This is a genomic window from Tenacibaculum geojense (assembly GCF_042676005.1).
Classification (GTDB): Bacteria; Bacteroidota; Bacteroidia; order Flavobacteriales; family Flavobacteriaceae; genus Polaribacter; species Polaribacter geojense.
This window is the reverse complement of the sequence record NZ_JBHTJR010000023.1, coordinates 81218-94336: the sequence shown is the minus strand read 5'-3', so window position 1 is coordinate 94336 and position 13119 is coordinate 81218. Positions and strand designations below refer to the sequence as shown.

Annotated in this window: 15 protein-coding genes; 10 read left to right on the top strand and 5 right to left on the bottom strand. The window is 31.4% G+C overall.

Annotation, left to right across the window (positions count from 1 at the left end; all coding sequences use genetic code 11):
- Window position 1: 1 nt before the first annotated feature.
- Entirely contained in the window at window positions 2–886 is an 885-nt protein-coding gene (locus ACFQ1U_RS04855) for a hypothetical protein (protein ID WP_386105905.1), read from the bottom strand.
- A 48-nt stretch (window positions 887–934) separates the two neighbouring features.
- Between ACFQ1U_RS04855 and ACFQ1U_RS04850 the strand changes: the two genes are divergently transcribed.
- On the top strand, window positions 935–1300 hold the full coding sequence (locus ACFQ1U_RS04850; protein ID WP_386105904.1) for a TM2 domain-containing protein: 366 nt from the start codon (window positions 935–937) through the stop codon (window positions 1298–1300).
- A 64-nt stretch (window positions 1301–1364) separates the two neighbouring features.
- Window positions 1365–2315, top strand: coding sequence for a GSCFA domain-containing protein (locus ACFQ1U_RS04845; RefSeq protein WP_386105902.1), 951 nt, complete (start codon window positions 1365–1367; stop codon window positions 2313–2315).
- Between the two features lie 8 nt (window positions 2316–2323).
- On the opposite strand, the gene ACFQ1U_RS04840 is transcribed toward ACFQ1U_RS04845, so the two are convergent.
- The gene (locus ACFQ1U_RS04840) at window positions 2324–2602 is read right to left on the bottom strand and encodes a rhodanese-like domain-containing protein (protein ID WP_386105900.1); all 279 of its coding nucleotides are present in this window, start codon (window positions 2600–2602) and stop codon (window positions 2324–2326) included.
- Window positions 2603–2634: 32 nt separating this feature from the next.
- Entirely contained in the window at window positions 2635–4392 is a 1758-nt protein-coding gene (locus tag ACFQ1U_RS04835; protein WP_386105898.1) for an aromatic amino acid hydroxylase, read from the bottom strand.
- 120 nt (window positions 4393–4512) lie between these two features.
- Here ACFQ1U_RS04835 and ACFQ1U_RS04830 point away from each other — a divergent pair, with 120 nt between their 5' ends.
- Complete coding sequence (locus ACFQ1U_RS04830) at window positions 4513–5298, top strand: M48 family metalloprotease (protein ID WP_386105895.1); 786 nt, start codon at window positions 4513–4515, stop codon at window positions 5296–5298.
- Between the two features lie 54 nt (window positions 5299–5352).
- On the opposite strand, the gene ACFQ1U_RS04825 is transcribed toward ACFQ1U_RS04830, so the two are convergent.
- Window positions 5353–6192 carry a hypothetical protein gene (locus ACFQ1U_RS04825; RefSeq protein WP_386105893.1) on the bottom strand — a complete coding sequence of 280 codons (840 nt, stop codon included), beginning with the start codon at window positions 6190–6192 and terminating at the stop codon, window positions 5353–5355.
- 236 nt (window positions 6193–6428) lie between these two features.
- Between ACFQ1U_RS04825 and gpmI the strand changes: the two genes are divergently transcribed.
- Genes gpmI through ACFQ1U_RS04805 form a run of 4 tightly spaced genes read left to right on the top strand, consistent with a single transcriptional unit; the run spans window position 6429 to window position 10168 of the window.
- Window positions 6429–7949 (top strand): 2,3-bisphosphoglycerate-independent phosphoglycerate mutase, encoded by a 1521-nt coding sequence (gene gpmI, locus ACFQ1U_RS04820; protein WP_386105891.1) that lies wholly within the window; start codon window positions 6429–6431, stop codon window positions 7947–7949.
- A 10-nt stretch (window positions 7950–7959) separates the two neighbouring features.
- Window positions 7960–8490, top strand: a complete 531-nt coding sequence (locus ACFQ1U_RS04815; RefSeq protein ID WP_386105889.1) for a thioredoxin family protein — start codon at window positions 7960–7962, stop codon at window positions 8488–8490.
- Between the two features lie 32 nt (window positions 8491–8522).
- Window positions 8523–9341: a type I methionyl aminopeptidase gene (map, locus tag ACFQ1U_RS04810; RefSeq protein WP_386105888.1), complete on the top strand. Its 819-nt coding sequence runs from the start codon at window positions 8523–8525 to the stop codon at window positions 9339–9341.
- 56 nt (window positions 9342–9397) lie between these two features.
- The gene (locus tag ACFQ1U_RS04805; protein ID WP_386105886.1) at window positions 9398–10168 is read left to right on the top strand and encodes a class I SAM-dependent methyltransferase; all 771 of its coding nucleotides are present in this window, start codon (window positions 9398–9400) and stop codon (window positions 10166–10168) included.
- On the opposite strand, the gene ACFQ1U_RS04800 is transcribed toward ACFQ1U_RS04805, so the two are convergent.
- Window positions 10165–11142 (bottom strand): FAD:protein FMN transferase, encoded by a 978-nt coding sequence (locus ACFQ1U_RS04800; protein WP_386105884.1) that lies wholly within the window; start codon window positions 11140–11142, stop codon window positions 10165–10167. The genes ACFQ1U_RS04805 and ACFQ1U_RS04800 overlap by 4 nt on opposite strands.
- A 112-nt stretch (window positions 11143–11254) precedes the next feature.
- Between ACFQ1U_RS04800 and ACFQ1U_RS04795 the strand changes: the two genes are divergently transcribed.
- The 3 genes from ACFQ1U_RS04795 (at window position 11255) to rpsI (ending at window position 13113) form a co-directional block, all read left to right on the top strand.
- A complete protein-coding gene (locus ACFQ1U_RS04795; protein WP_386105882.1) occupies window positions 11255–12106 on the top strand; it encodes an OmpA/MotB family protein in 852 nt (283 codons plus the stop codon).
- A gap of 165 nt (window positions 12107–12271) precedes the next feature.
- The gene (rplM, locus tag ACFQ1U_RS04790; RefSeq protein WP_386105880.1) at window positions 12272–12727 is read left to right on the top strand and encodes a 50S ribosomal protein L13; all 456 of its coding nucleotides are present in this window, start codon (window positions 12272–12274) and stop codon (window positions 12725–12727) included.
- Window positions 12727–13113, top strand: coding sequence for a 30S ribosomal protein S9 (rpsI, locus tag ACFQ1U_RS04785; protein WP_386105878.1), 387 nt, complete (start codon window positions 12727–12729; stop codon window positions 13111–13113). The genes rplM and rpsI overlap by 1 nt, the downstream gene beginning before the upstream one ends.
- Window positions 13114–13119: the final 6 nt, after the last annotated feature.

Genomic DNA, 13119 nt, shown 5'->3' with positions numbered 1-13119 from the left:
TTTAATTTACAATAACATTTATAATCGCTGATTTTCCTTTATCTACGTTAGAAGTTAGCTCATAAAACCTAGTAGCATCGTAAATTTTAATCTTAGCCGTATTGGTTTTGATAGTACCAGAACTTACTGTAGTTACTTTAATTTCATTTTTACCTTCTTGTAAATTAAAAACTACATTCTTCTTTTTGCGTTTAACCTCTAAGTTAGAAATAATCTTTTTTCCATTAATATAGATATCCACTATATCCCCATCTTCTTTTCCATAGTCCCATATTTCAAATTGAACTTTATTCTTTTTTACAAAAAGAGATATTGTTTCATCCTGAGAAATTGTTGTTTTTCCAAACTTAGATAAAATTCTTTCAGGCCTTAACTTTTCTTTTACTACAGAATCTATTTTTTTCTTGTTTTTAACTTTTTTGTAAAGTTTTTTAGCTTTCTTTTCAATAAATTTAGTTCCAACAACTTTAATTCTTCCCGAAGCACATGAAGTACCATCTTCATAAACACCTTCAAATTCTGAATCAAAAGAGTTTTTATTGGACTTTAATTTTAATTTACCGTTAGACTGAATAAAACAAAATTCATCCTCTCCTACTACAGATTTTGTGTATAAAACATCTTGCTCTTTAAAAAAAATATCGTTTGTTATTTTATCATAAGTTCCAAAAATATAGGATTTGGTTTCATGTGGGCCTGTAAGATCTGTATAAGAATACCCTTTAATACTATCTTTATAAATATTAAACTGTAATTTATATGAATACAGCTGTGTTTTACTTATTAGTAAAACTCCTAGAAATTCATAATCAAATTTTTCCTCCTGTGCCTTTACTGTTGATATTAAGAAACTTAGAATTCCTAAAAAAAATAGCTTTTTATTCATTAATTTGTTTATTTTCGTCAGAATCCAAAACTAATATTTTTATTTACTATGAAAAAATCTATTACAATTTTAAGTTTCTTATTTGCTTTTTTATTATGTACTCCTAGTGCAGAAGCGTCTTTCCCTGTAAAGAAAAACAAAGAAAACAAAGAATTAGTAGCTAAAAACTCTGTTGATAAAGACGATGCGTCAGCAACTGTTGCTTACTCTGGTAAAAGCCAGATTGCTGCCTTATTATTATGTTGGTTTGTTGGTATTATTGGTATTCACAGATTTTATTTAGGGTATACTTGGCAAGGAGTTGTTCAGTTATTAACTTTAGGTGGATTAGGTATTTGGACCTTAATTGATTTTATTAGAATTATTATTGGTGATTTACAACCTAAAAACGGAAGTTATACTTCTACATTCTAATAAACCGTAACCAACAAAAAAATCAAGTCTCTTAAAAATAAGAGACTTTTTTTATTTTTACACTATGCAATTATTCACTCAAGTACCCATAAAAAAACAGCAACATCATTTAATTAATTATGATGCCAAACTTTTGTTATTAGGCTCTTGCTTTTCTGAAAATATTGGCCAAAAACTTGAGTATTTTAAATTTCAAACCTATCAAAATCCTTTTGGAATTTTATTTCACCCTAAGGCTATTGAAACATTAATTCTAAATTCTATAAACACCAAAGAATATAATAGTGATGCTATTTTTTTAAACAATAATGTTTGGCATTCTTTTGAAGCACATTCTAGCCTAAGTAATATTGATAAAAATAGCTTACTAGATAGCCTAAACAATGCCGTGATTAAAACTCACAAACAGCTCATATCGGCATCTCATATAATAATAACGTTAGGAACAGCTTGGGTATATCGGCATATAGCTTCAGATAAAATTGTTGCAAATTGTCATAAAGTTCCTCAAAAAAAGTTTTTAAAAGAATTACTTTCTGTCGAAGCTATTTCCGAAAGTATAGAAAACTGTATAACTCTTATTAAAAGTGTAAATCCAAAGGCTTCTGTTATTTTTACAGTGTCACCCGTAAGACATATCAAAGACGGATTTATAGAAAACCAACAAAGCAAAGCTCATTTACTGACTGCTATTCATCAACAAATTAACAATAGAAAGCAATTATTTTACTTTCCTTCTTATGAGATCATGATGGATGAACTACGTGATTACAGATTTTATAATGAAGACATGATTCATCCAAACACAACGGCCATTAATTATATTTGGGATAAGTTTACAGCTACTTGGTTTAGTAATAATACTTATGAAACCATGAAATTGGTTGATAGTTTACAAAAAGGATTTGCACACAAACCTTTTAACCCTGAAACCCCTGAACACCAAAAGTTTTTAGATAACTTGCACAAAAAAAAGGAAACACTTTTAAAAGCATTTCCTTTCATGAATTTTTAAAATCTAATTTAATTTGTAAACTCAGCTACGTTTTGCCATGGTCCGCCATTAATAGCATCTACTCCATGACTCTTTAAAAACTGTGTTGCTTGCTCACTTCTTGCTCCACTTCTACAAACCGCAATTACAGGCTTATTCCATGCTTTAATTTCATCTACCCTTGCAGGTACAGTTTGTAAAGTTATTAAAGTAGCTCCGTTACCATGACCTTCGTTCCATTCTTCTACAGTTCTTACATCTAAAACTACTGCTCCTTTGTCTAAATATTCTTTAATTTCGTTTGCCATTTTCTTTTTTGTAAATAAATTAAATAACTGCATTATATTTTTGCCGCTTGAGGCAACAAAGCTAAGCCATTTTCTATTAAAGTTTTGTAGCTTTTGTTACACTTTAACGTTTCTATATGTTTTTCAACGTGTGCAGATAAACTATAATTGTTTTGTAAGCTTAATTCATAAATTTCCAACGGAAGTAACCAATCATTAGGATATTCATTTTGCAAAACTTCAAATATTAGTTGCAATGCTGCTTCTGAAACATTTTTTTGTTCTCTAAGCATTCTTACCTTACTATACATATCATATAAAGTTTTATCTGATGCTGAATAGTTAATTTTATGGGTTTTAGTTTCAGAAACCTTTCCTAAATCCTCATACGAACTAACATCTGCGGGCCCAGCATAAGCAGAAACAACCTCTACACCAACTGCCATATCATAAATACCCCAATCTGGGTGAAAAAGTAGTGTATCATTACAAGTTACTGTACAGTTTTTAAAAGATATTAATTGAATTCTACCGCGCAAATCTCTAGTTCCTGTAATTACTTCTCCTTCTACTTTAACGCCACCTTCAAACTCTAAACAAACATTTTTCCCTTCGTAAATACCATAAGCTTCTAAATCGCGAGGACTCATGTTTTCAATAGGAATATTAATACCTTTTAGCTTACCAATTGGGCTTCCAAAACCTTCTTTATGATAATTAATACCATGACCAATTAATTCTTTATCTCTATTTGCCAAAGCAGTTGGACCCGTTGTTTGAATATAAATAGGTTTGTTATTTTCATCAGTTATTACATTCGTAAATACACCTGAAATCTGAACACCTGTTGACAACTCAATGGTTCCTAAACTATTAGAATCTATTAACTTTTTCACTCCACTTAATCCGCCTTTTCTAATTCCCATAGTATTAGCATATTGCTCTAACACCAAGCTTAAATACGCAAAATCTGGAGTAACAAATAACTGAGGTTGAGGTTTGGTAATATCAAAAGATACATTTGCAGCATCAAGTGTGTAGGGTAATTTCTTTACATCACTTTGCATACACCATTTACTCTCACCAATAGATGATAAAAGCCCTGCACCATAAATTTTTGGATTTTCTACAGATCCAATCAATCCATACTCAACAGTCCACCAATGCAAATTTCTTATTTGAGCCATTTCTGACAACTCTCCTAAGTTATTTTGTAAATATTCTACCTTTTCCTGAGCTTTATTAATATCTTTTTGAGTAGAATTAGGGTTTTCTTTTAAAATAGATAACAACCTAATTGCCTCATACATTTCATAGTCTTTAGCAGATGAAATTGCTTTTGCACCTATTTCTCCAAATCTTCTAAGATATTCGGCATATTCTGGGTTTGCTATAATTGGTGCATGACCAGCTGCTTCATGAATAATATCTGGAGCAGGTGTATACTCTATATGATCAATAGTTCTCATATCGGAAGCAATTACCAATACATTGTATGCCTGAAACTCCATAAAAGCGTTGGGAGGTATAAAACCGTCTACAGAAACAGCTGCCCAACCTATTTCTTTTAATATTCTATTCATTCCTTCCATTTTAGGAATGTTATCTACAGAAATACCTGTTTTTTTTAATCCATCTACATAAGATTCGTGCGCAACTTTACTCAAATAATCAACATTCATACGCATAACATACCTCCATACAGCCTGATTTTGTGCCGTATATTCATCATAAGGTTGTTTTACAACAAATTTGTGTAAATGTTTAGGAAGCTTTTTAGTTACTTCATTTAATTCGAATGCAACATCCATAAAAAATCTCTTTAAGAAATTAATGCTATAAAATTAACGAATTTAATATTGACTTAACCTATATAAAATCATAAACTCTATTATTTTGTATATTTACCTTTATACATAAAATGAAGAAAAATGAGAAGAGGTGGTCTTAATATTCGGTTATTAATTGGTGTAGCTATTGCTTTTTTTGCCTTATTTAAATATTGTTCAAACGCTGAAGTAAATCCGTACACTGGAAAAAAACAACACATATCTATTTCTCCAAAAGAAGAAATAGCCATTGGCTTGAGTTCTGCACCACAAATGGCTCAACAACATGGTGGTTTGCATCCTAACAAACAGTATCAACAAATAGTTGATATAATAGGAACCAAATTAGTAAATAACTCTATTGCCAAAAAATCTGGTTACCCATTTGAATTTCATCTTTTGCAAGATGAAAGAACAATTAACGCTTTTGCATTACCTGGCGGACAAATTTTTATAACTTTCGCTTTATTTTCTCAACTAGTTGATGAAAGTGGTCGATTAAATGAAGATATGGTAGCTGGAGTTTTGGGTCATGAAATAGGACATGTTATAGGAAGGCATTCTGCCGAAAGAATGGCTAAACAAGAATTAACACAAGGATTATTATCTGGAGCTGCTGTTGGTTTCGATCCTAATACTGCTCAAGGGGCTGCTGTGATTGCCAATGCTGTTAACATGAAATATGGTAGAGAAGATGAGTTAGAAAGTGATGATTTGGGTGTTAGGCTTATGGTAAAGTCTGGTTACAATCCCAAATACTTAATAAATGTTATGGAAATTTTAAAGGCTGCAGCTGGACCAAACAGAACTCCAGAATTTCAAAGTACTCACCCAGACCCTGAAAACAGAATAGCTAAAATTAAGGAAGCCATACGAAAGTATCAATAATAAAAAAGGCGAAACCAATGGTTTCGCCTTTTCGTTCAGTTAACAAATTATTTATTATATGCTTTTTATAGCTTCTTTTTTATCGCTTATTTCCTTTTCAAGCTTCACTAATTTATCTTCTAATCTTTTTATTAATGATGTTCTTCTCTCCGTAGCTTCTGGAGTTAAAGATCCTGAAGTTTTAGCTGCTTCAAATTTTTCTTTCATTTTAGCTAAACCATCTTTTCCTGTAGCTAACATTTCTTCATTAATAGCAATCTCATCTTGATATTCAGCAATTTTTTGTTGCTTTTCTCTTGCTATTTTTGCCGCAGCTTTTTCTTCTTTTAAGTTAGTTTGCATTGCTGCTAACTTTTCATTTTTTTCTTTTAATTCTTGTTGCTTTCTTAAAAAGGCTGCTTCGCTTTCTTTCATTTCACGCTCTAACTTTTCTCTAGCAGCTTGTAACTCTTGTTCTCTAGTTTTAATATCAGAAACACTATTAGAATTCGTTGAAGTTTTTGCAACCTCTGTGTTAGATACTTCAACTTCTTCTGAAGCTTCTACTGCAATATTTAAGCTAGACTTATAAGCGTTTAATTTTTCTTTCTGAGCTTTAATTTTTGCATCTAAACCACTTAGTCTTTTCTCAACATTTAAAATGATTCCTTCTTTTCTTGCTATTTCTTCGTCAGATAATTTGCCTTTTGCTTTATCTTTTTCAAATCTAGATTTAATTCTATCTAAACCTTTTACACCAGTTAATAAAACTTCTTCATTAACATCTATCTCTTCTTCTTGTGCTTTAATTTCTTTCTCTTGCTCTTTGGTAAGGTCTTGAGCATAAAGTTTTTGAGATGAAGTTGCGATAGTAAACACAACTAATAATGGGGCGATTAATTTTAGTACTTTCATTTTTATTTTCAATTTATATTTTAGACACCGTATTCTAAAAAAGTCACACGATGAAATCCTTTTTTTGGGCGTGCAAAAATACAAACAAAAACGATACCAAAAAGTTTTATTATGTTAAAATTAAAAGTTAATCCGTTGAATAGCAGTTTTAAAAAAAACACACCTTATTTATTAAGTAATTTTTAAACAATAACAAAAGCTAAAAACTTTGTACTTTTACTTTTTAAAACATTTTTATGAACAAGAAAGTTATTTTAATGATTTTAGACGGCTGGGGCATTACTCAAAACCCAAAAGTTTCTGCTATTTACAATGCAAAAACACCGTTTATCAACAGTTTATATGATAAATTCCCTACCGCATCTCTTAGAACCGATGGTGAACATGTTGGTTTACCCGAAGGCCAGATGGGAAATTCTGAAGTTGGACATATGAATCTTGGAGCTGGAAGAATTGTTTATCAAAACTTAGCAAAAATCAATAATGCTGTCAAAGATGGCTCTTTAGCTAACGAAAAACCGTTAATAGATGCATTTAACTATGCTAAAAAGAATAACAAAAATGTTCATTTTTTAGGTTTGGTATCTAATGGAGGAATTCATTCTCACATAAATCATTTAAAAGGATTATTATCTGCCGCAAAAAACAACGGATTAGCTACTAATGTTTTTCTACATGCTTTTACAGACGGAAGAGATTGCGATCCTAAATCTGGAAACTTTTTCATTAATGAAATACAAGATCACATGCAAAAAACTACTGGAGAGTTAGCTAGTATAACCGGTAGATATTATGCAATGGATAGAGATAATAGGTGGGAACGTGTTGCTTTGGCCTATAATGCTATTGTTAACGGACAAGGTATTAAAAGTACTAATGCCTCAAAAAGTATTTTAAAAAGTTATGATGATAATGTTACTGACGAATTTATAAAACCTATTATTATGGTTGATGAGCATAATCAACCAAAAGGTAACATTCAACCAGACGATGTTATTGTGCTTTTTAACTTTAGAACAGATCGAGGTCGACAGTTAACCCAAGCACTAAGTCAGCAAGATTTTCCAGAATACAATATTAAAAAGTTACCATTATACTTTGTTACAATGACTAATTATGATGCAACTTTTAAAAATATCAATGTTATTTATGACAATAAAAATATTGAAAACACCCTTGGTGAAGTATTAGCTAATGCTGGAAAGCAACAAATTAGAATTGCCGAAACAGAAAAATACCCACATGTTACATTTTTCTTCTCAGGAGGAAGAGAAAAAGAGTTTAAAGGAGAAAAAAGACTATTATGTCCATCACCAAAAGTTGCCACATATGACTTAAAACCTGAGATGAGTGCTTTTGAAATTAAAGATGCTATAGTACCAGAATTGCAAAAAGGAGATATAGACTTTGTTTGCTTAAATTTTGCTAATGGAGATATGGTTGGCCATACAGGTGTTTTTGAAGCCGCTGTAAAGGCATGTGAAGCTGTTGACACATGTGTAAAAGAAGTTATTACAACTGCACTAGACAACAATTACACTACATTATTAATTGCTGATCACGGAAATTGTGAAACCATGATAAATCCTGATGGCTCTCCACATACAGCTCACACTACTAACCCTGTTCCGTTCATTGTAATAGATAATGACATTAAAAAAATTAAAGATGGTATTCTTGGAGATATTGCTCCAACCATACTTCATTTAATGAATGTAGCACAACCCAAAGAAATGACTCAAAAATCACTTATTTAGAATTAAAACCATGAAAAAAACTATATACATTTTAGCCACAATTGTTTTAACTGCATGTGCTTCACCTAAAAAAATTTCAGCCACTAAAAATGATAAAGGAAATTTAGTTGGAATAGCCACAAAAACAGACTTTGAACAAGAACCATATGCTAGTGAGTGGTTTAATGATTATTACGGTTATTACGAAACCGACAAACAAACCGTTGCAGAACTTAAACCTTATTTAAAAAATGTAACCATTAAAGGTTTTATGGGAACATGGTGTGGTGATAGCCAACGAGAGATTCCTAATTTTTATAAAATCTTAGACGAAGTTAACTATAACTACAACAACTTAGAGCTTGTGACAGTTGATAGAAAAAAGAAAGCACAAGGACTTGAAAAAGGTTACAATATCAAAAGAGTACCAACATTTATTTTCTACAAAGACGGAAAAGAAATTGGCCGCTTTGTAGAGCATACAGTAAACGGAAATAGCTTAGAACATGATATGTTACAAATTGTATCAGAAAAAGGCTACAAACACGCTTACCAAAAATAAAAAAGTATCTTTACAGCAAAATCAAACAAACAATGATAATTCAAAAAACCAGAGAAGAAATTGAGTTAATGCGCGAAAGTGCTTTGGTAGTATCTAAAACCCTAGGAATGCTTGCTAAAGAAGTAAAACCAGGCGTTACACCTTTATATTTAGATAAACTAGCTGAAGAATTTGTACGATCGCAAGACGCAATTCCTGGTTTTTTAGGTTTGTATGATTTCCCTAACACACTTTGTATGAGCCCAAATGCTCAAGTTGTGCATGGTATCCCAAACAATACTCCTTTACAAGAAGGAGATATTATTTCTATAGATTGTGGAGCTATTAAAAATGGTTTTTACGGTGATCATGCATACACCTTTGCAGTAGGTGAAGTAACTCCAGAAGTTGAAAAACTTTTAAAAGTTACCAAAGAAAGTTTGTATGTAGGAATTAGAGAACTAAAAGTAGGTAATAGAGTTGGTGATGTAGGATATGCCATTCAACAATATTGCGAAAAACACGGTTATGGTGTTGTAAGAGAACTTGTTGGTCACGGTCTTGGAAAAACAATGCATGAAGACCCTGAAATGCCTAATTATGGCAGACGTGGAAGAGGTAAAAAATTTGTTGAAGGAATGGTGGTTGCTATTGAACCTATGATTAATATGGGAACCCAAAAAATACGTCAGCACAAAGATGGATGGACCATTACTACATTAGATGGTAAGCCTTCTGCTCATTTTGAACATGATGTTGCTATTGTTGATGGTAAACCTGAATTATTATCTACCTTTCAATACATTTATGATGCATTAGGTATAGAAAGTACAGAGGAAAATGAGTTCAGACAACAACCTTTAGCGTTGTAAATCCTTTTTAAAAAGTAGTTTTTTCAAACAAATAACCTATTGCTTTCAACTTAAGAATGAAAATATTTAAGTTAATTCTTAACACCATACCCAGACCTTTACTTATTAAAGCCAGCTTTATAGTAAGACCTATTATTGCATGGTGGCTAAAAGGAGATAATTTTACTGATCCTATAGATGGTAAATCCTTTAAAAAACTACTACCCTATGGATACGGAAAGCAGCGTGAAAACGCACTATCTCCATCAACACTTTCTTTGGAAAGACATCGGTTAATGTGGCTTTTTCTTCAAAACGAAACCAGCTTCTTCTCATCAAAAAGCACACTCAAGGTACTACATATTGCTCCAGAACAATGTTTCTTATCTATTTTTAGAAAACAGCCGAACCTTGATTATTTAACTTCTGATATAGAATCACCCATTGCAGATGTAAAAGCAGACATTTGTGATTTACCTTTTGAAGATGAATCTTTTGATGTGATTTTTTGCAACCATGTTTTAGAACACATTCCTGATGACACTAAAGCTATGCAAGAATTATACAGAGTAATGAAAACTAATGGATTTGGTATATTTCAAATTCCACAAGACTTATCGAGAGAAAAAACATTTGAAGACTATTCTATTACAGATGCAAAAGAACGCGCAAAGATATTTGGTCAATATGATCATGTTAGAGTTTATGGTCGTGATTATTTTGACAAGCTTCGTAGCATTGGATTTAAGGTAGACGAAATTGATTACACAAAAAAAATCGCTCCAGATAAACTAGAACGATTTGCTTTGATGAAAGGCGAAATTTTGCCCGTATGTTATAAAAATTAGTTAGTGAATTCCACCAACTCATTTGCTTCATTATTAAACAACAACACAACTTTCAGTTCTGGGTGCTTACTTAAAAACTCTTTTGTTCTCTCCAATCCCATTGCTAAAAAAGCGGTTGCATAAGCATCTACATCAGCACAATCTCCTTTTAAACGTACAGAAACGCTTAACAAATTACTTTCTTGCGCCAATCCTGTTTTTGGGTTAACCGTATGCACTATTTTTTTTCCTTGGTCATTTAGCTTGTATTTTCTGTAATTTCCAGAAGTAGCCATAGATTCATTATTTAACTCAATTACTTTCTGAATAGAACGTGTTCCATCTACATTTGGTTTTTCAATAGCCACTTTCCATAATTTTCCATTTTTGGTACCTCTTGCTCTAATCTCACCTCCTATTTCTACTAGATAATCAAAAATATTTTTAGATTCTAAAAATCTACCAACCATATCTACACCATAGCCTTTAGCAAAAGCATTTACATTAAACTCTATATTGTCACTATCTTTAAAAACTTTTCTATCTCTTAAAGTCACTTTATCAAACCCAACATTTTGCATTAAACTTGATATTTCTTCTGGAGTTAAATTTTTCTTTTCTTCACCAGAACCAAACCCATAAGCATTTATCAATCTTCCGATTGTTGGGTCAAAATAACCATCTGTTTCAATATAAATTCTTTTAGCCTTTTCAAATACTTCAACAAACATATCATCTACCACTATAGTAGTATCTCCTTTATTAATTTTTGAAATATCTGAATTAGGTATATACGTAGATAATGATTGATTTACTTCTGCAAATAAACTATCAATAGAGCTTTGATAATTAATGTCACTATTGTATATAATTGAATAAGTTGTGCCAAAAACACCACCTTGAAGTTTTGTAAGGCTATTTTTTTTAACATTTTCTTTGCATCCTAATAAAAAAACAAAAAAAATAAAAGCAATTAAACGCAGTATAGCTTTCATGTAGGTAAATTTTTTAAACACAAAATTACATTTAATTAATTTCTTAAATAATAGTTAATCTTATTTTTTGTAACATTGTTTTTATAACTTTGTTAAAGATTTAATTGAAACAATGATGAAAAAACTAGCTTTATTATTAACATCAATCGTATTACTTGCATCATGTGCATCTACCAAAGAGATGGAGGCTTTGCAAGCTAAACATGATCAAACTAAAGAAGAATTATTAGCTGTAAAAAACAACTTAACAAAATGTTTAGTTGAAAAGGAAAGATATCAAGATGAGTCTGCTTCTTTACAAACTCGAATTCAAGAGTTACAAAAAGATAAGCAAAACACGTTACAACAAGTTGAAAATTTAACTGTTTTAACGCAAGGTGCTAATGACAACATTAAAGAAACGCTTTCACAATTAAGCAAGAAAGATAAATACATTAATAAAATTCGTGAAGCTGCCTCTAAAAAAGATTCATTAAACTTGGTAGTTGCTTTCCATTTAAAGAAAGAATTACAAGATGGAATTGATGACGAAGACATTGAGGTTAACGTTGAAAAAACTGTAGTTTTCATTTCTATTTCTGATAAGTTATTATTTAAAAGCGGAAGCTATACTATTACAGACAAAGCTTCTAAAGTTTTAGAAAAAGTAGCTACTGTAGTAAATGGACAACCAGAAATGGATGTTATGATTGAAGGTCATACAGATGACACTCCAATTTCAGCAAACTCTAATTTAAAAGATAACTGGGATTTATCTGTAAGAAGATCTACAGCAATTGTACGTGAATTACAAGCTAAGTATAATGTAGCTCCAGACAGATTAATTGCAGCAGGAAGAAGTAGCTATTTACCATTAGTAGCTAATGACACACCAGCAAACAAGGCTAAAAACCGTAGAACAAAAATTATAATTTTACCAAAATTAGGTCAGTTCTTCGATTTATTAGATCAAAAAGTAGAATAAGCATTTGCTATTTATAAAATGAAAGTCGTCCAAATGGGCGACTTTTTTTATAGAACAAAAACTGAGTTAGTATTTGTCAATCAAATAATTAATTGTAATTTTGCACACTCTTTTTAAAGAGAAAAGTAAATTTATTAACAATAAACAAAAACTAAACGTGTAATTATGAACACATTAAGTTACAAAACAGTATCAGCTAACAGCGCTACTGCAAACAAAGAGTGGGTTTTAGTTGATGCGGACGGGCAAACATTAGGTCGTCTAGCTTCTAAAGTTGCAAAACTAATTAGAGGTAAACACAAGCCAAACTTCACTCCTCACGTGGATTGTGGTGATAACGTTGTAATTATCAACGCAGAAAAAATTAACCTAACTGGAAAAAAGTGGACAGATAAATCATATATCCGTCACACAGGTTATCCAGGTGGACAAAGATCGTTAACTGCTACAGAAATGTTCGAAAAAGATCCTACAAGATTAATCGAAAAAGCAGTAAAAGGTATGTTACCAAAAAACAAATTAGGTAGCGCTTTATTCAGAAATTTATATGTATACGCTGGTACTGAGCACGGACAAGATGCTCAAAAACCAAAAGCTATTAACCTTAACGATCTTAAATAATGGAAACAGTTCACAAAATAGGTAGAAGAAAAACAGCTGTTGCACGTGTATATGTTTCAGAAGGAAACGGAAACATCACTGTCAACAAAAGAGAGTTAAACAATTACTTTACAACTCCAACTTTACAATATAAGGTTAAGCAACCATTAATGTTAACAGAAAACTTAGAGTCTTTTGATATCAAAGTAAATGTTTACGGTGGTGGTGTTACTGGTCAAGCAGAAGCTATTCGTTTAGCAATTACTAGAGCATTAGTAGCTATTAATGAAGAAACTAAAGCTGTATTAAAGCCAGAAGGATTATTAACTCGTGACCCTAGAATGGTTGAACGTAAGAAATTCGGTCAGAAGAAAGCACGTAAGAAATTCCAGTTCTCTAAGCGTTAATCGTTT

Excerpts from the sequence above, each read along its gene's own strand:
- ACFQ1U_RS04855 (WP_386105905.1), bottom strand. The coding sequence starts at position 886 with ATGAATAAAAAGCTATTTTTTTTAGGAATTCTAAGTTTCTTAATATCA.
- ACFQ1U_RS04850 (WP_386105904.1), top strand. The coding sequence starts at position 935 with ATGAAAAAATCTATTACAATTTTAAGTTTCTTATTTGCTTTTTTATTA.
- ACFQ1U_RS04845 (WP_386105902.1), top strand. The coding sequence starts at position 1,365 with ATGCAATTATTCACTCAAGTACCCATAAAAAAACAGCAACATCATTTA.
- ACFQ1U_RS04840 (WP_386105900.1), bottom strand. The coding sequence starts at position 2,602 with ATGGCAAACGAAATTAAAGAATATTTAGACAAAGGAGCAGTAGTTTTA.
- ACFQ1U_RS04835 (WP_386105898.1), bottom strand. The coding sequence starts at position 4,392 with ATGGATGTTGCATTCGAATTAAATGAAGTAACTAAAAAGCTTCCTAAA.
- ACFQ1U_RS04830 (WP_386105895.1), top strand. The coding sequence starts at position 4,513 with ATGAGAAGAGGTGGTCTTAATATTCGGTTATTAATTGGTGTAGCTATT.
- ACFQ1U_RS04825 (WP_386105893.1), bottom strand. The coding sequence starts at position 6,192 with ATGAAAGTACTAAAATTAATCGCCCCATTATTAGTTGTGTTTACTATC.
- gpmI (WP_386105891.1), top strand. The coding sequence starts at position 6,429 with ATGAACAAGAAAGTTATTTTAATGATTTTAGACGGCTGGGGCATTACT.
- ACFQ1U_RS04815 (WP_386105889.1), top strand. The coding sequence starts at position 7,960 with ATGAAAAAAACTATATACATTTTAGCCACAATTGTTTTAACTGCATGT.
- map (WP_386105888.1), top strand. The coding sequence starts at position 8,523 with ATGATAATTCAAAAAACCAGAGAAGAAATTGAGTTAATGCGCGAAAGT.
- ACFQ1U_RS04805 (WP_386105886.1), top strand. The coding sequence starts at position 9,398 with ATGAAAATATTTAAGTTAATTCTTAACACCATACCCAGACCTTTACTT.
- ACFQ1U_RS04800 (WP_386105884.1), bottom strand. The coding sequence starts at position 11,142 with ATGAAAGCTATACTGCGTTTAATTGCTTTTATTTTTTTTGTTTTTTTA.
- ACFQ1U_RS04795 (WP_386105882.1), top strand. The coding sequence starts at position 11,255 with ATGATGAAAAAACTAGCTTTATTATTAACATCAATCGTATTACTTGCA.
- rplM (WP_386105880.1), top strand. The coding sequence starts at position 12,272 with ATGAACACATTAAGTTACAAAACAGTATCAGCTAACAGCGCTACTGCA.
- rpsI (WP_386105878.1), top strand. The coding sequence starts at position 12,727 with ATGGAAACAGTTCACAAAATAGGTAGAAGAAAAACAGCTGTTGCACGT.